Source organism: Pseudomonas sp. GW822-FHT04C11, assembly GCF_058800905.1.
On the sequence record NZ_JBXAMS010000018.1, the window covers coordinates 28,290 to 45,616 of the forward strand.

The window sequence follows — 17,327 nt, forward strand, 5'->3', positions numbered from 1 at the left end:
GCACCGATCGTTCCGCGCCGGACGTGGAACGATCGTAAACGAATGAGTCGAGCCTACATTTGGGCCCGACAGTCGACCCACTTCACACCGTTGCGCTGATTCGCCGCAATCAACGCGGGAACGGCCTTCGGTGCCTTGTCGTGGATGTCATGGAACAGGATGATCCCGCGGCGCCATAGCAGCATCAGGGTCTGCACACGTTGGGTCGCGGCGTCTGCGTTGATCTGTTTGCTCCAGTCCTGGGAGTCGATGCCCCAAAGCATCACTTTCAGCCCCTGAGCCTTGAAGAACCCGGCGCTATCGCTGCGACGCTGGCCATACGGTGGGCGAAACAACGACTGATAGTCATCCGGAACCGTACCGCGTACCAGCGTCACCGAACGGTTGATCGACGATTGCCACTCGCTCCAGGCGCTGTGGGATTTGTGCTCCCAGCCATGCAGGGCAACGCACTGGCCTCGGTACAACTCGCGCATTTTGTCTGGCGAAGATTGACGCAAGCGTGCCTGAAAGGGCTCGCCGAGCACAAAGAACACGCCGTGCAAATCGTTGGCCCGCAGCACATTGGCCACGGTATCGGTGTGCTTGTCGATGCCACTCGGGCCATCGTCGAACGTCAGCAGAAACTGTCGGTCGGCCAGCTCATCGCCGGTCAGTTCGGCGCTGTCGAAGCGCTCGATCTCGCTGCTGATCCTCGGGAACAACGCGGCCAGACGCAGTTGCTCGTTCAAATACTGCTCGTGAAATACCCGGCTGACCGAAGCCCATGCGGCATAGGCCGGGACGACCTCGCCGGTGAAGCTAGCCGCCTGCTGACGCAAATCGTCGAGACCACGCACCTGTGGACAAAACAGCTCGGCCTCGCAGTTCTGGCTGGCGCTGCGGTAGTTGCTCAATAGCCGGTCCCAGAAACGCTGGCGCACCTGCTCCACGGATTTGAACTCGACTTGCTTCACACCCAAACGCTGCTTGAGGGCGTTTTCGTCCAGTGCTTCGCTGGCCAGCAACGCCTTGCCGAACATCAGCATCTCGGCGCGCGAGGCCGTATCAAAACCCGCCTCAGTGGCCAGCGAACCTGGCCAGCCGCCACGATCAATCGTCGCGAATACCGCCGCACCCACCGCCTGCGCAGTGTTTGCCCACAGGCAACCGAGCAGTAAAAAAGTAAAAGCCCGCAACCGCATACCCAGCTCCTTAAATGCACAACGCGCCGATAGCGGCGCGTTGTGGGGTCAACTCAACGCAAACCGATCAGCGGTTTTGCACGCGCTCGATCGCCTTGTCATACACCGGGTTGGCTTTTTGCTGCTTGGCCAACTGGTAATGACGCAATGCGTCGGGGAACTGATTCGCCGCTTCATAGATACGGGCGATGTTGTAGTAGGAACTGGCGCGAACAGTGGCAGCCGAATTGCCGCTGGCCAGAGCGATAGCCTTGCGGTTGGCCCAGATCGACTCGGCAGTGTTGCCGGCCTTCTGATACGCCAGACCCAGGTTGCTGTAGGCCTGACCGAAACCGTTGTTCAGTTCGATAGCCTGACGATAGAAGTCGATCGCCTGCGGCAGGTCGCCGGCGTGGTAGGCCGCTTCGCCTTTCTGGTTCAGGCTTTTCGCATCCGACAGTGCCGAAGCACTGACCGCCACGGCAGTGACGGCCATGCTGTCATCGAGCAACGGCGAGACTTCGTTCAATACGTTCTTGGCATCGACCTGCGAGCCCGTGAAGTTATTGATGTCCTGGAAATCGCCGCTGCCGGTCATACGGAATACGGTCCACAGATTGCCACTGCGGTTTTGCGGCACGTAGTAAGTGCGTACCAGCGATTGGCCCATGTACACGAACACTTTGGCCTGGCTGTCGGAGAGCGCACGCGAGCTTGGATTACCGCCGTTACTGAAGTCATGCACGGCGTAAACGTAGCTCTCACCGTAGTGCTTTTTCTCCAGGGTGATGGTTTCCGGGCCATAGCTGGTGGTGTCATCGACATCCAGATGAGCGTCGGTGCCCTGCTTGCTGCCGAAGTAGATGTTGTTGCCGGGGAAGATCATATGCGAGTCGAGGTCCCGCGGGGTTGCGCCCCAGGTCAGCACCACTCGCAGGCCGTCGAGGTTGGTCATCACCGGGCTGACGGCATAGGTCATGCCCTTGCACGGGCACTTGACCACCAGGTTGGAGTAACCCGGCTTCTTGATGATCAGCAGGTTGCTGGCGTCATCGGCAAAATCGGCGGTCAGGCTGACCTGGCCCTGAGCATTGGTACGCCCCACCACGTTCTGCGCGCCGTTGCGTTGCAACAGCACTTCAGCGTCGGCGATCTTCTGATCCTTGACCACCGCACTCAACACCTCGATCGGCAGTTGTTCAGCCTGCGCCGAGCCAAAAGCGGCCCACAGCGACAAAATCGAAGCCATACGATGCAATCGCATACCTAATTCCCTTTAAGTGTTTAAACAGACGTTTAGAAACGCCCTACGGATTCTGGCGCGCACCATACCGAAATTTGCCGCGTTTCGCCTGACAATCGCGTAGGAAAATTGACCTCTAAGGGAATCGCTGTAAAAAACCTCGGGCTATGTGTAGTCCCCAGCCTTAAGAGCAAGTAAACCCCCTACAAAACCTGTCCATTCGGGCTGTCTTGCGAGACTTCGGGATCGGGTTCTATAGTTTGCGGCGCGGCTAAACCCCGTGTGTCGGCCTGCAGGAGCGACGTCGTGACTTCCTACAGGACACGTTCAATGAACCCACTCGATCCGTCTAACAACCGCTATCGCCCACTCAAAACCAGCTACAGCGAAACCCCGGTGCTGGTCATCGACACCGAAGCCAACCCCCACGCCATCCTGGACGCCGCCCGACAACGCATCCGCGCCTCCAGCGACCTGCTCGAAACGCTTTATTGCCTGTGCTTCAAGCAAGCAGATGTGAAAGACATTCCGAATATCGTCAATGCGCTGTATCTGCTGACTCAGGATGGGAGTGAGTTGCTTGAGGTGGCTCGGCAGCGGATGACGAGGTGAAAACGTTGCCAGCCAATAAAGGATCCCTCATGCGAACCCATCAAGCCGACGCATACAACCAGCAACTCGCTGCCGACATTCAAGCGGCCATCGACGACCCTAGACCCAGCATTTCGCATGAAGACGCCATGTCGGAGATGGATGCAGAGATTCTGCATTCGTATGGGGATGGAGTGATAACAGCCGCCTACGACGCATGGTTCAGGGAGCAAGTACAAACCAGCATCGACGACCTTCGGCCCAGCATTGAAGATGAAGAAGCCAAGCGTTTTATGGCTGAAAAACGAGACGTCCTACGTCGGCGAAAAGACCGATAGACACGGCCTTACTAATCTTCGTCCCCTTCCTACAACCTCGTGCTCCTTGTCGCCTTTCGCCAGCCTGCACACCACACCTATAGTCGTTAGCGTCGCTGCAAAATCAGCGACCGGGTTTGGTCACCCGAATTGGAATGCACGAAAGCAAGCGTTGTATGCTGCCGGCACCTCTAGTGTAAGCACGCGTTATGGCGGCTGTGTTTGGGACGTCTTCGGGCGTGCCGGGTTTTCGTGTACCTCTACCGGTTGACCAACCTGAACACAGTCCGCCACCCATCGCTTGGTCACGATAACGGCGGTTTCTTCTGATAGATCCAGAGGTAACCAACAATGAACAAATTAGATCCGTTTGCAGAGCGCTATCGCGCCACCAAAACTAATTTCACCGACACGCCGGTTCTGATCATCGACACAGAAGCCGACCCGCAAGACATCCTCGAAGCCGCCCTGCAACGCATCCGCGCCTCTAGCGACCTGCTCGAAACCTTGCACTGCCAATGTTTCAAACACGGCGACGTCAAAGACATCCCCCATATCACCCACGCCCTGTACCTGCTGAATCAAGATGGCTGCGACCTACTCCAGATTGCCCAACAACGCATGCTGAACTGGAAAGCGCCGGCCTGACGTCCGAGTGAACAGATCGTTCCCACGTTCTGCGTGAGAACGATCGAACGCAAAGTGTTGAAAGCCGTCATCGAACACAGGAGATAACCGTGAACACGTTTTTTGATGAGCTGATGGAAAGCGTGCAGCAGATGGACGAGATCGTACGGGGTGAACGCCTACCTTCCCGCAAATTCCATGTTGACGCATTGCAAGCCAAAGAAATTCGTAAGCGTGGGAACGATCAGCCGCGTATCCAGAGCCTTCCACCCAAGCCCTGTGCCCAATAACATTCCTGCATGCCTCAACCGGACTGTTAACCATGTACCTCGCCCCCAACTTTCCCGACGACCACGCCATGCAGTTACTCATGCAGTTGCTGCACGAAGAACTCGGCCTACCCGAACGCAAAACTATCAGCCTCAGCACCTCGATCAATTTCGACCTCGGCTGCGACGGCTCAGACGCCCGGCACCTGATGGAAGCCTTGGAAGAACAGTTCGCCATCGACTTCGTCGACTACGACGCCTATCGCTACTTTCAGCCCGAAGGCTTCGACGTGTTTCTCAAACGCAGGGCCAAGGGGCGTGGAGACAAAGTGCCACTGACCATCGGCATGCTTTACCGGGCCATCAAGACCCAACGCTGGAATACACAGGAATTGGAAGGCATTCAGCCGAACACATAAGTGGCATTATTCTGGCTGTTTAGAGCTATTTCAGCTGGAATAATGGCAGTTCCAGTGGCCCATCATATCCCAACCCAACTGCAAAGAAGTGGGACCACGGTAAGGGGCAGGCTGATTGTGTGATTTTTGGCCAAGCGGCAGCGCTTCACTTAAGTGCTATTATTCTGGCAGTTAAAGCCAAAAAATGAAGGAATAATGGCACATGGCTAAGAAAACGGCGCCGCTCCTGCCCTCCACAAACAAGCTGCTCTCCGAGTTTGGTGAGCGCCTGAAACTTGCTCGACTACGCCGAAAACTGACGGCCAAGCAAGTGGCCGAGAGAGCTGGTATGTCACTGACCACATTGCGCTCTCTGGAGTCAGGCGGATCAGGTGTGACGATGGGCGCCTATTTGTCAGTGATGCAGGTGCTCGGCCTGGAGAAAGACGTAAACAAGCTCGCAGCCGTGGATGAACTGGGGCGCAAACTGCAAGACGCGCAATTAACGCCGGGAGCCAACCTCGCCGCCAACAAACGCCAACGAGCTCGCAGCGTGAGGCCAACAAAAACAACGTCTCTTGTTAGCGACAAGATGACGGAAGTGATTGAAGACCCCGCCTCAAAATTTAATCTTGCCCATGATTTCCCAATCAACACCCACTCTTTATCCAGTTTGTTGACCCAGAAGAAAAAACCCAAACCTACGACAGGTGAAAAATGACACTGATCGCCGTGTATGCAGATTGGGAATCCTTGAACGGCCCTAGGCGTCTTGGATTCCTCCACGCCAACAAGGTCCGCTCCAACAACGTGTTCGAGTTTGAGTACGACGCTGCTGCATTGGCCGATCCTGAGTTGAACTTCACATCTCTCGATCCTCGTATCGGGCTCTTTGAGGGCCGACAGTTCCCCGGTCAACATCAGACCCGTTTCGGCGTTTTTGCTGATTCAAGCCCGGATCGATGGGGTCAGTTGCTGATGAAACGGCGACTGGAACGAGATATTCGTGACGGGTTGATCCCCAGAGGCAGCAAGCTGTACGAGTCGGATTTTCTTTTAGGCGTTCATGACCTTTATCGGGTCGGGGCAATCCGCTACAAGCTCAATGACGAAGGCAACTTCCTGGATGATCGCGATGGGTTGGCTGCCCCCCCCTTCGTCGAGTTGCGCGCTCTGGAGGAAGCAAGTCGTGCCTTGGAAAACGACCCGGATAATACGTCGCCCGATGGGCGCGAGTGGCTGAGAATGCTGATTGCACCAGGTGGTTCATTGGGCGGGGCCAGACCCAAGGCCAGCGTTGCTGACGAGCATGGTCATTTGTGGATCGCAAAATTTCCAAGTACCCGCGATGACTATGACGTCGGAGGTTGGGAAATGGTGGTGAATGCCTTGGCGAGTCGTTGTGGATTACGGGTCGCGAACGGAATTGCACGCCGCTTCGCGAGTGATCATCACTGCTTCATGGTCAAGCGTTTCGACCGCACCGAAAATGGTGGTCGACTCCATTTTGCCTCAGCCATGACCATGACCGACCGAGTTGACGGCGACGATGCATCAGTAGGCGCCAGCTACCTGGAATTGGCTGAAGTGCTCATTAACCACGGTTCGGAAACCAAGGCAGATCTGCGCGAGCTGTGGTCCCGCATCGTGTTCAACATCCTGGTATCCAACACCGACGACCACCTGCGCAACCACGGTTTTATCCTTGATCCCGGCCGGGGATGGCGACTGTCTGACGCCTACGATATGAACCCTGTAGCACACACCGACGGATTGAAGCTCAACATCACCGACTCCGACAACGCCTTGGATCTTGAGCTCGCTCGCGAGGTTGCAGAGTACTTTCGGGTCAGCCGCGCAGATTCAGAAGAAATCATTGAAAGCTTCCGAAACGTAGTCAGCCAATGGGCAACATTGGCCGAAGCGTTGGGGCTTCCGAGGCGTGAACAAGACAACGTGGCGCCGGCGTTTCGCCTCTCAGAAAAATAGATCCAGCACATCAACTGCGACGCCTGTTACCACATCCATCCCAAAGGCTACGATGTACTCCTCAAACGCGAGTCAAGGGACGTGACGACAAAGTCCCCCCAATCATTGGCATGCGCTACCAAACACTAAGCCATCAAGATTCGACGTAGAGAAAATCAAGACTGCGTTGCCATAAAGCTCCACTACGTCCGCCTAACCTGGCCCGACTCCAATGGTTGCAACATCGGAGGCTCAAGCCGCGCAGCTAAAACCTACTCGCCGCTAGCGTCGTTTTCCTAGCATTTTGCGAGCAATCCCCCACGACACGCGACCAAAATCTAGTCCCACCTATCATTACGTACTGGCTATTTGGTAGCCACCAAGCTTTACTCTCAATCAGTAAAAATGGGTTCGTATTCCCAATAGGAGAAAAACTGCTTACTCGAGTATGGATGACACGTAAAAAATCTCGCCATATCAATCTATAAATGGATTTAACATGCAGATTACCAATAATACAAAGCGTGAAATGCCAGGCTGGATATCTGAAGTACTTCTAGTAAACAACATAACACACCTAACGACAATTCAACGTCTTGCTATAGAAGCGGGAGTTGCACAGTATGAAAACCTCGTAATTTGCGCCCCAACGTCCTCAGGAAAAACGTTAGTCGGAGAAATCGCGCTACTGTCCGCACTAAAAGAAAACAACAAAGTTTTATATCTAGTTTCTCACAAAGCTTTGGCCGAGCAAAAATATGAAGACTTTACATCAAAATATGGAAAAAATAGTCCAAGACAAATAGCAGAGATTTCTATCAGCACGGGGGACAGAGAAGAAGGTCAACCAGAAGCCCAAGTACAAGTCACAACGTATGAGAAAGCTATTTCACTATTACATTCCGGCAGCCTGAACCTTTCGGAAACCGTAATCATTGCTGATGAACTTCAGATAATTGGAGATAATAGTCGCGGAGCAGAAATTGAATTATTGTGTGCAGCAATACGACAACGAAAACCCAAACAATTCATAGCACTTACCGCAACAGTTGAGAATGGGCAAGAACTCGCTGACTGGTTAGAGAGCAAACTGGTAAATACGACTGATAGAGACATTGACCTAATACAAGAAGTTTGGTTTGAAAACAAAATCTACACTTTGAAATTTGGTACAGATGAAGGCGAGAACACAACCCCTATAGGTCGCTTGCCCAATACCACTCTGGATGCAGTTGAACAATTACTCAGCAGGAACCTTGGCCCCATATTAGTTTTTACCGAAACAAGAAAAGACGCTATGACCCTAGCAGAAAATTACTCTGCCAGAAGAGCAAAAACTTCAAATGGCTATATATTTGCCGAACAACTCTCATTATTCTCGGAAGCAACAGAATTTTCAGAAAAGCTAAAGACTTCTTCTGAATCCAATATCGTATTTCATACGGCTGATTTGACACAAAGCGAACGCTTGGTTATTGAGCAAGCGTTAATTAAAAGCGAGTTTGATGTATGCTTTGCCACACCAACACTTGCGGCTGGCGTAAACTTCCCATTTAGAACTGTTGTCTTTGATCGAATCATTCGTCAATATATCGAACCTAAAAAATTGCCTGTAGGCGATTACAGAAATATGTCTGGGCGGGCTGGACGACTTGGAATGCATGATAACGGATACTCGATAATCATCCCAAGAGACCGTCTCGAAGCAGCATATGCAAATATTCTAATATCCCCACAAAATGAAAATCTCGCTTCAAAGCTTAGCTCATTGAGCGCGAGAAAAATTGTCTTATCGCTCGTGGCCTCAGGGTCTGGTACAACCAAGCAAGACATTCAAGAACTTCTAAAAAACACATTGTTTTGGCATCAAGTACAAGAAAGAAACCCTGCAAAACTAGTTGATCTTCTTGAAAAAACTGACCACGCCATCGAGTGGCTCAGCCAGCATGAAATGCTCTTAATTGAAGCTGACAGATTAATAGTTACCGATCTTGGCCTAGCTACAGCAAAATCTGGACTACAGCCATCATCCGCTTTCGAGTTATCCAGACTGCTAAAAAACAATGCAACAATAATTGACGAAGGTTTCGAAGATTTTGAGGTTGGTATTATTCATGCAGCTATTTCTTGTGATGAATTTACTGGGGAGCCACCACAACGATTCCTACCTTACGCTACGTCAAAGTCAACGACAACTAGAGCGCTACTTCAAGACTCTAAACTTTTAAGAAGGATCGACTCTTACCCTATAGCCGAGCGCGTCAATTTATCAACCCATGCCATATACTTGTTTATATCTGGCGAGCTAGAAAGAAAAATCAGTTCACAAACCGGCGTGTCCGCTGGACAAATACATAGACTCGCGCAAGACACAGCTTGGATTTTAGATGGCCTTCATAAAATCGCAAGCTTACCCAGTGTCGGCTGCTCTCAACCTACTATGAACGCAATATCTATACTTTCACAACGAGTGAGAATTGGCTCACCTGTGGTAACGCTAGATGTAATAAAAATAGCTCAACGAGCTAGAGTTCCAGGTTTTGGAAGACAACGAGCCTTGGCGCTTATGAGAGCAGGTTTCAGCGACACCGCGACTATACTTTCCGCTGACAAACTCGCTTTATCCAAAATACTTGCCAGCGAAGAGAGAATGACAAAACTTATCGCAGCATTAGAAAACTCAGAAAATCGACCCTATGACAGGGCACGCTGGAAAAATATAAAAAACTCCAAAGAATTAGGGCTTGAAAAACTGGTTACAGACTCGTACGAATTAATTGGAAACGACTACGAAGATCCGATTGAAAGTCTTTTGCGCTTGATTCCTGATTTAACCGTAACAAAATTAGATGATGGCAAGAGACAAGGCACACCAGACTTCATGATTAAATATAAAAGCATGGCCGCTGTACTTGAGTGCAAAACTTGCACCAAAAAACCACCAACAATAACAAAAGACGAAGCATTTGCTGTACTTACAAAGGCCGCAAATATTGATCGATCAATACATAGAATCACACTAGGAAAGCCCGGATTCGATACTTTCTCTGAAAGTAAAGCTTGTGGAGCAGCAGACATAACGCTTATTAATCACTCAGTTTTCATCGAGGGAGTTCTCCTTGTTGTTTCCGGAGAGGTTAGTTCTGAGTGTTTTTATCGATGGCTTGTACAGCCTGGGGTATCGGAAGTTGAACGACTACTAAACAGCTAATATTTGTGTAAAAAAGCCGCCCACAAAGGGCGGCTTTCTCTTACCTCAAACCACTACCGATACTTACAACTTCGGCCCAGCAGCCTTGATCGCGTCGCTCACTTCGAACTTCTTGAAGTTCTCGATGAACAGACCGGCCAGCGCCTTGGCAGCCTCATCGTAAGCAGCCTTGTCAGCCCAGGTGTTACGTGGGTTCAACAGGCCGGTCTCAACGCCTGGCACAGCCAATGGCACGTCGAGGTTGATGGTGTCGAGGTGTTCGGTGGCTGCACCGATCAACGCGCCGCTCTGGATCGCTGCGATCACCGCGCGGGTGGTCGGGATGTTGAAGCGTTTGCCGACGCCGTAGCCGCCGCCGGTCCAGCCGGTGTTGACCAGGTAGACCTTGGAGCCGAAGCCGCGGATGCGCTTGATCAGCAGTTCTGCGTATTCGCCAGCCGGACGCGGGAAGAACGGTGCGCCGAAGCAGGTGGAGAAGGTCGACTTGATGCCGCTGCCCGAACCCATTTCGGTCGAGCCCACCAGTGCGGTGTAGCCGGACAGGAAGTGGTAGGCCGCTTGTTCTTCATTGAGGATCGACACTGGCGGCAGTACGCCGGTCAGGTCGCAGGTCAGGAAGATCACTGCGTTTGGCTCGCCGCCCAGGTTCTTCTCGGAACGCTTGGCAACGTGCTCCAGCGGGTAGGCGGCGCGGCTGTTCTGGGTCAGGCTGACATCGGTGTAGTCGGCGTGCTTGGCGTCGTCGATCACGACGTTTTCCAGGACCGCGCCGTGCTTGATGGCTTTCCAGATGACTGGCTCGTTCTTCTCGGACAGGTCGATGCACTTGGCATAGCAACCGCCTTCGATGTTGAACACCACGCCCTCGCCCCAGCCGTGTTCGTCGTCACCGATCAGGTAACGGCTTTCGTCGGCGGACAGGGTGGTCTTGCCGGTGCCGGACAGACCGAAGAACAGGGTCACGTCGCCTTCTTCGCCGATGTTGGCGGCGCAGTGCATTGGCAACACGTCGGCGGCCGGCAGCAGGAAGTTCTGCACCGAGAACATGGCTTTCTTCATTTCACCGGCGTAGCGCATACCGGCGAGCAGCACTTTCTTCTGCGCGAAGTTGATGATCACGCAGCCGTCGGAGTTGGTGCCGTCACGCTCTGGCACGCACTCGAAGTTGGCGACGTTGAGAACTTGCCACTCTTCACGACCGGCCGGGTTGTACTGGGCCGGGTTGATGAACAGGCAACGACCGAACAGATTCTGCCAGGCAGTCTGGGTGGTCATTTTCACGGCCAGGTAATGCTCTTCAGCCGAACCTACGTGCACGTGGGAAACGAAATGCTCTTGCGCGTTGTTGAACGCCTCAACACGAGCCCACAGGGCATCGAACTTGTCGGCCGGGAACTTGCGGTTGATCGGGCCCCAGGCGATAGCGGCCTGAGTGGTTGGCTCTTCAACAATGAAACGGTCGACTGGCGAACGACCGGTACGGTGACCGGTGCGAACGACCAGCGCGCCGGTATCGGCAAGCTCGCCCTCACCGCGACTCAGGGCTTCTTTAACCAGATCATCAACACTCAGATCGGTGTACACAGCATTATTGGCTTGCGTCATGAGGTTCCCCGTCGGCCAGTGGCCGAGTGCTCCAAACGTTTTGTAGTAGAAAGTCGCGCACTACTACCGCTAAAAAAGTGGGCCGGATTATGCCAGAAAAGCCCAAAAATAGTAGGGCCCTCCCGTCAGGACGGCGTTATTCCGGCGTTTACCAGTGAATTTACCTGCGCTGAAGCGTTTTAGTGACGGGTATCTGACGGCGTATCGACACCCGCTCCGGCGAACAATTGGGTGATATCGGCCGCATCGAACAGGTAGCGCTGGTTGCAGAACTGGCAGTCGATTTCGATGTGGCCACCGTGCTCGACGACCAGTGCCTGAGCATCTTCCTGACCCAGGCTGGACAGCGCGTTTGCAGAACGCTCACGCGAGCAACTGCAATGGAAGCGTAGTTTCTGCACATCAAACAGGCGCACCTGCTCTTCGTGGTAGAGACGATGCAAGATAGTTTCGTTGTCCAGGCTCAGCAATTCATCAGCGGTCAGGGTGCTGCCCAGCGCGGTGATGTGCTGCCAGCTGGCGGCGCGTTCTTCTTCGTCTTTCAGGCGGTCGGCCGGCAGTTGTTGCAACAGCAGACCACGGGCGCGACGACCGTCGGCGTGCAGCCAGAAGCGCGTGCCGACTTGCTGCGACATGACGAAATAGTTGGTGAAGCAGTCAGCCAGGGTCGCGCCGTCGAGGTCGACGATGCCCTGGTAACGCTGGCCCTGGGTCGGGTCGACGGTGAGCGCCAGCACGCCGTCGGGCATCATGTCGGCCAGAGTCGCGTCAGCGGCGATAAGGTCTGCGTCGTAACGGGCCAGACCACGGATTTCACGCTCGCTGGAGCACTCGATCATCAACAGCGACACCGGGCCTTCGGAACGCGCCTGCAGGATCAGCAAGCCATCGAACTTCAAGGTGCCGACCAGCAGCGCCGCAGCCGCCATCAGTTCGCCAAGCAGTTGCGCGACCGGCTCCGGATAGGGATGTTTGGCGAGGACTTCGGCATAGCTACGCTCCAACGCCACCAGCTCGCCGCGGGTGTCGCTGTCATCGAAGATGAAGCGTTGGGTGAAGTCGGTATCCGGTAGATCAGTCATAGGTCTGGGTATCTGAAGTGAAGACTAAAGGATGACAAGGGCTGAAAGCCGCGCCTTGCGCACCGTTTCGGTGCATTAATATTGGCCATGGCAGGCATTTTATGAACAATCCGGGTTTGTTCCAAGCAAGCTCGAACCGCGACGTAACGATGCTCGCTAGTTTAGCCCCGTTAGCCTGTGGCGAGGGAGCTTGCTCCCGCTGGAGGCCGAAGGACTCCAAGACCCGGCCAACGCGGTGAGTTCAGGTACTACCCGGAAGCTGGGTTTACGGCTGCTTCGCCCGAACGCGGACCGGCCAGCGGGAGCAAGCTCCCTCGCCACAAAAGCGCGATTACTCGCCAGCGTTGCTGCCATGAAACTTGAACAGGTCCCGGCGCTGTTTCTTGCTCGGTTTGCCGTCAGTGCTGACGCCCAACGCACCGGCCTTACGCTGGGCTGCGGCGTTTTCGCGTTTGGCGATGCTGGCTTCGGTCTCAACGTACAACGTCTGGGCCTCAGGGGCGCCACGACGGACGATCGAGAGTGCCTGGACGACCACGGTGCGCTCATCGAAACCGGCACGGATCTGAAACTCGTCGCCAATCCTCGGCTCTTTGCCCGGCTTGCAGCGCTCCCCCCGGCAATGCACCTTGCCGCTTTCGATCGCTGCTTTGGCCAACGCACGGGTTTTGTAGAAGCGCGCCGCCCACAACCACTTATCGAGACGGACTTTGTCGTCCTCTTCGTTTTTTTGTGCCATGGGTTTTCCTCATTCTGAAATATTTCTGAACTGTACTACCGTTTCTGTCGTGCCATGAATTTCGCCGGTTCAGCATACAATGCGCGACGCTTTCGAGCCTCGCTCGGCAGCCGAGAATCCGGGCCGTAGATATCTGTCGCCTTTTAACCTTTATTCTGCGTGAATACCGCAAATTCGGCCGCTTTGCGGTGCGAACGGTTCCTCACCGGTTGAGCACATTTGAAGACATTTGACCATTTGACCGTTGTGGGTCTGCGCGAGTGGGTGGCGCTCCCTGATTTGGGAGTTGCGGGCCTGCGCGCGAAGATCGACACCGGCGCCAGCACCTCCAGCCTGCATGCCACCGAAATCGAGCCGTTCGAGCGCGACGGGGAAACGTGGGTGCGTTTCAACGCGCACCTGGGCACGGTGGTGCAGTTGCGTCACCGCCGCTGCGAAGCGCCGTTGGTGACGATGAAAACCATTAAAAGCTCCAACGGCCAAGCACAGGTGCGTTACGTGATCAGTACCACCCTGGCGCTCGGCGATCGGGTTTGGCGAGTGGAGTTCACCCTCGCCTGCCGCAAGTCCATGCGTTATCGCCTGCTGCTCGGTTCCAAAGCCCTGATCGACGGCCAATTGGTGGTCAATCCAGGCATTAAATACGTTCAAGACAAGCCGGTGTTCCCGGTGTCCACTACCTCTTCCACAGGTGTTGCATGAAGATCGCTGTGCTGTCGCGGAACCCGCGTCTGTATTCCACTCGTCGCTTGGTTGAAGCCGGCACCGAACGCGGCCATGAGATGGTGGTGATCGATACCCTGCGCGCCTATATGAACATCGCCAGTCATAAGCCGCAGATCCACTACCGCGGCAAGCCGCTGGAAGGCTTTGACGCTGTGATCCCGCGGATCGGCGCCTCGGTAACTTTTTACGGCTGCGCGGTGTTGCGCCAGTTCGAAATGATGGGCGTGTTCCCGCTCAACGAGTCGGTGGCCATCGCCCGCTCGCGGGACAAACTGCGCTCGCTGCAATTGCTTTCTCGTCGCGGTATCGGTTTGCCGGTCACCGGTTTTGCTCACTCGCCGGACGACATTCCCGACCTGATCGAAATGGTCAACGGCGCACCGTTGGTGATCAAGGTGCTGGAAGGCACTCAGGGCATCGGCGTGGTGATGTGTGAAACGGCGACGGCGGCGGAGTCGGTGATCGAGGCGTTCATGGGCCTCAAGCAGAACATCATGGTTCAGGAATACATCAAGGAAGCCGGCGGCGCGGACATTCGCTGCTTCGTGGTCGGCGACAAGGTGATCGCCGCGATGAAGCGTCAGGCCAAGCCCGGCGAGTTCCGTTCCAACCTGCACCGTGGCGGTAGCGCCAGCCTGATCAAGATCACCCCCGAAGAGCGCATGACCGCGCTGCGTGCGGCCAAGGTCATGGGTTTGAGCGTGGCGGGTGTGGATATCCTGCGTTCCAACCATGGGCCACTGGTGATGGAAGTGAACTCGTCGCCAGGGCTGGAAGGGATCGAAACCACCACCAGCAAAGACGTGGCGGGGATCATCATTCAGCACATCGAGAAGAACGGCGGGCCGAATATGACGCGGACCAAAGGAAAAGGCTAGCGCTCGGCCAGCCCCATGCTGGCGAGGGAGCTTGCTCCCGCTGGAGGCCGAAGGACTCCCAAATGCAGCGGTTGTGCTGGATCAGGTTAAACACAATCGCTGGTTTTGCGGTTGCTGCGCAACCGAGCGGGAGCAAGCTCCCTCGTCACAAGGATCGCAACCAGCCGTTAGACAGCATCCCTCGGCAACATCAGCCCAAGCGGCAATCGCACTCGCGCTTCCAGGCCGCCACCGGAGCGGTTGCGCAGTTCAACGTTGCCGCCATGCATCGACGCAATCCGCTTGACGATGGCCAGCCCTAGCCCGGTGCCCTTGCCGCCCCGCGCGCGGTCGCCACGGGTGAACGGGTTGAAGATCGCTTCCAGCTCTGACGGATCGATCCCGGCGCCACGGTCCATGACGCTCAGCACCACGTAAGGCGCGCTGACGTCGCCCGAAACATACGCCGCCACCTCAACGCCGCTGCCCGCGTGATGCAAGGCGTTGCCGATCAGGTTGTTCAAGAGACGTTTCATCGAGACCCGGCGCAACGGGAACGGCTGGATCGGCTCCAGGCGCAAGCGCACCCGCTCCTCGTTCTGGTTGTAAGGCGCCGCTACTTCGCGCACCAGATCACTCAGGTCGACTTCCTCGACCGACTCGTCCCGACCATCGCGAATGAATGCCAGGAACTGGTCGAGAATCGCGTCCATGTCTTCGATGTCACGCACCATGTCGTCGCTCAGGTCGCTGTGATTACCCATCAGCTCCAACGACAGACGCAAGCGGGTCAACGGTGTGCGCAGGTCGTGTGATACCCCGGCGAGCATCAATTCACGTTCGCGGCCGGCCTGTTCAACGTCTTCCGCCATCTGGTTGAACGCCCGATAGACCTCGGTCATTTCGCTCGGTGTGTCGCTGATCGGCAGGCGCACGCTACGCCCCTGGCCCAGTTGCCGGGCGGCATCGACCAGCCGCTTGAGCGGTTGGTTGAGCTGGCTGACGAAAATCCACGCCGAAGCGGTGGATAACAAGCCGATGGCGAGAAACCAGCCGAGTACGTTCCAGATTTTCTGGCCACGCAACGGATGCGGGTACAGCGGCACTTTCAACCAGCCGTCACCCAGGCTCGGGGCCCGAACCCAAAGCGCCGGCGGTGCGTGCATGCGCAATCGCACTTCGGTGTCGGCACCCAGTTCGGCCTGCATCTGTCGTTGGTAGATTTCGCTATAGGGCCAATGCTGTTCACCCTCGGGAACACCGGCGCCCACCACACGAATCAGTGTCGCGGCATCGGCAATCTTTGCCCGGTTTTCTTCGTCCGCAGCCCAGTAGGCACGCAAGGTCAGCGCGACACCGTGACTGTATTGGCGATCCACCAGCACGTCCTCGTTCATCAACAGATAAACCAGGGTCAGCGCCTTGGAAAACAGCACGACGATCAGCACCAGCCAGAGGGTGCGAGAGAAGAAACTTTGGGGGAACCACACGGGGGTTTTCATAGACAACCGCTACATACTTTGCAGGAGCGAGCGAAGCTCGCAGAGTTGCGGATCGCGAATCAACCGGGTGACACGTTACCCGGCTGACCCGCTCCTACAAATCACCGATCACTTGGTTGCGGTGCCGTCCGGAACGAACACGTAACCCACGCCCCAGACCGTTTGAATGTAGCGTGGTTTCGATGGATCAGGCTCGATCATCCGGCGCAGGCGGGAGATCTGGACGTCGATGGAACGCTCCAGGGCATCCCATTCGCGGCCACGGGCCAGATTCATCAGCTTGTCGCGGGTCAGTGGTTGACGCGCATTCATCACCAACGCCTTGAGCACCGCGAATTCACCGGTGGTGAGCATGTGTACTTCGTCGCCGCGCTTGAGTTCGCGAGTCGCCAGCGACAATTCGTAATCACCGAAGGTCACGCTTTCGTCTTCGCTGCCCGGTGCGCCCGGTACGGGAGCCGACTGGCGACGCAGGACCGCTTTGACACGCGCCATCAGCTCGTCCGGGTTGAACGGCTTGGCCAGGTAATCGTCGGCACCCAGTTCCAGGCCCTTGATACGGCTCAGCTCATCGCCCTTGGCGGTCAGCATGATGATCGGAATCTGATTGTTTGCGCCACGCAAACGACGGCACGCAGTCAGGCCGTCTTCGCCGGGCAACATCAGGTCGAGGACGACCAGGTTGAACACTTCACGCGCCAGCAAACGATCCATCTGTTCGGTGTTCGGTACGGCGCGGGCACGATAGCCCTTGCTGACGAAAAAACGTTCCAGCAGGCTGCTGAGCCCCGGATCGTCGTCAACGATAAGAATTTTTTCGCCTTCAGCAGTTTGTGCAGTGCTGCTCATTGGATGCTCCTTTGATCTCGGTGCGCATTATGGCGTAGCTGCCGTTATACGCACCGTGTGCATTGTTAGCAGATTTTTCCTCTACCGCCAGCGACATGGCCTTTATGCCTACAGCCTGCGATGCCCCCATCGGGCAGAACGGCGGTTATAATGCGCGGCCTTTTGTGTCGGGCAACGTCT

Annotated in this window: 16 protein-coding genes and 1 pseudogene; 10 read left to right on the plus strand and 7 right to left on the minus strand. The window is 55.4% G+C overall.

What is annotated here, in order from left to right:
- Positions 1–53: 53 nt before the first annotated feature.
- Together AC1RJ3_RS24325 and AC1RJ3_RS24330 are read right to left on the minus strand one after the other, a co-directional pair.
- Complete coding sequence (locus AC1RJ3_RS24325) at positions 54–1,184, minus strand: polysaccharide deacetylase family protein (RefSeq protein ID WP_347928602.1); 1,131 nt, start codon at positions 1,182–1,184, stop codon at positions 54–56.
- Positions 1,185–1,251: 67 nt separating this feature from the next.
- The gene (locus tag AC1RJ3_RS24330; RefSeq protein ID WP_347928601.1) at positions 1,252–2,427 is read right to left on the minus strand and encodes a tetratricopeptide repeat protein; all 1,176 of its coding nucleotides are present in this window, start codon (positions 2,425–2,427) and stop codon (positions 1,252–1,254) included.
- Between the two features lie 309 nt (positions 2,428–2,736).
- Between AC1RJ3_RS24330 and AC1RJ3_RS24335 the strand changes: the two genes are divergently transcribed.
- The 8 genes and pseudogenes from AC1RJ3_RS24335 to AC1RJ3_RS24370 all read left to right on the plus strand — a co-directional run bounded on the left by AC1RJ3_RS24335 (position 2,737) and on the right by AC1RJ3_RS24370 (position 9,787).
- Positions 2,737–3,018, plus strand: coding sequence for a hypothetical protein (locus AC1RJ3_RS24335; protein WP_493080937.1), 282 nt, complete (start codon positions 2,737–2,739; stop codon positions 3,016–3,018).
- 29 nt (positions 3,019–3,047) lie between these two features.
- On the plus strand, positions 3,048–3,335 hold the full coding sequence (locus tag AC1RJ3_RS24340; RefSeq protein ID WP_493080939.1) for an antitoxin PaaA2 family protein: 288 nt from the start codon (positions 3,048–3,050) through the stop codon (positions 3,333–3,335).
- A gap of 330 nt (positions 3,336–3,665) precedes the next feature.
- The gene (locus AC1RJ3_RS24345) at positions 3,666–3,962 is read left to right on the plus strand and encodes a hypothetical protein (RefSeq protein ID WP_493080941.1); all 297 of its coding nucleotides are present in this window, start codon (positions 3,666–3,668) and stop codon (positions 3,960–3,962) included.
- 89 nt (positions 3,963–4,051) lie between these two features.
- A pseudogene (locus tag AC1RJ3_RS24350) lies at positions 4,052–4,174 on the plus strand (transcriptional regulator); the annotation flags it as partial.
- A gap of 89 nt (positions 4,175–4,263) precedes the next feature.
- The gene (locus tag AC1RJ3_RS24355; protein ID WP_493080943.1) at positions 4,264–4,629 is read left to right on the plus strand and encodes a DUF1493 family protein; all 366 of its coding nucleotides are present in this window, start codon (positions 4,264–4,266) and stop codon (positions 4,627–4,629) included.
- A gap of 202 nt (positions 4,630–4,831) precedes the next feature.
- Complete coding sequence (locus tag AC1RJ3_RS24360) at positions 4,832–5,329, plus strand: helix-turn-helix domain-containing protein (protein ID WP_493080945.1); 498 nt, start codon at positions 4,832–4,834, stop codon at positions 5,327–5,329.
- Positions 5,326–6,597 carry a type II toxin-antitoxin system HipA family toxin gene (locus AC1RJ3_RS24365; protein ID WP_493080947.1) on the plus strand — a complete coding sequence of 424 codons (1,272 nt, stop codon included), beginning with the start codon at positions 5,326–5,328 and terminating at the stop codon, positions 6,595–6,597. Before AC1RJ3_RS24360 ends, AC1RJ3_RS24365 begins: the two co-directional genes overlap by 4 nt.
- A 478-nt stretch (positions 6,598–7,075) precedes the next feature.
- Complete coding sequence (locus AC1RJ3_RS24370; RefSeq protein WP_493080949.1) at positions 7,076–9,787, plus strand: DEAD/DEAH box helicase; 2,712 nt, start codon at positions 7,076–7,078, stop codon at positions 9,785–9,787.
- Between the two features lie 63 nt (positions 9,788–9,850).
- On the opposite strand, the gene AC1RJ3_RS24375 is transcribed toward AC1RJ3_RS24370, so the two are convergent.
- The 3 genes from AC1RJ3_RS24375 to AC1RJ3_RS24385 form a co-directional block, all read right to left on the minus strand.
- On the minus strand, positions 9,851–11,392 hold the full coding sequence (locus tag AC1RJ3_RS24375; protein WP_054595101.1) for a phosphoenolpyruvate carboxykinase: 1,542 nt from the start codon (positions 11,390–11,392) through the stop codon (positions 9,851–9,853).
- Between the two features lie 179 nt (positions 11,393–11,571).
- Positions 11,572–12,474, minus strand: coding sequence for an Hsp33 family molecular chaperone HslO (gene hslO / locus AC1RJ3_RS24380; RefSeq protein ID WP_054595100.1), 903 nt, complete (start codon positions 12,472–12,474; stop codon positions 11,572–11,574).
- Positions 12,475–12,805: 331 nt separating this feature from the next.
- On the minus strand, positions 12,806–13,213 hold the full coding sequence (locus AC1RJ3_RS24385; protein WP_493080952.1) for an RNA-binding S4 domain-containing protein: 408 nt from the start codon (positions 13,211–13,213) through the stop codon (positions 12,806–12,808).
- A gap of 219 nt (positions 13,214–13,432) precedes the next feature.
- Between AC1RJ3_RS24385 and rimB the strand changes: the two genes are divergently transcribed.
- Both rimB and rimK read left to right on the plus strand, forming a co-directional pair.
- Positions 13,433–13,915 (plus strand): retropepsin-like aspartic endopeptidase RimB, encoded by a 483-nt coding sequence (gene rimB, locus AC1RJ3_RS24390; protein WP_054595098.1) that lies wholly within the window; start codon positions 13,433–13,435, stop codon positions 13,913–13,915.
- Positions 13,912–14,817: a 30S ribosomal protein S6--L-glutamate ligase gene (rimK, locus tag AC1RJ3_RS24395; RefSeq protein ID WP_054595097.1), complete on the plus strand. Its 906-nt coding sequence runs from the start codon at positions 13,912–13,914 to the stop codon at positions 14,815–14,817. The genes rimB and rimK overlap by 4 nt, the downstream gene beginning before the upstream one ends.
- A 167-nt stretch (positions 14,818–14,984) precedes the next feature.
- On the opposite strand, the gene AC1RJ3_RS24400 is transcribed toward rimK, so the two are convergent.
- Entirely contained in the window at positions 14,985–16,298 is a 1,314-nt protein-coding gene (locus AC1RJ3_RS24400) for an ATP-binding protein (protein WP_054595096.1), read from the minus strand.
- Positions 16,299–16,406: 108 nt separating this feature from the next.
- On the minus strand, positions 16,407–17,147 hold the full coding sequence (gene ompR / locus AC1RJ3_RS24405) for an osmolarity response regulator transcription factor OmpR (RefSeq protein ID WP_054595095.1): 741 nt from the start codon (positions 17,145–17,147) through the stop codon (positions 16,407–16,409).
- Positions 17,148–17,327 lie beyond the last annotated feature (180 nt).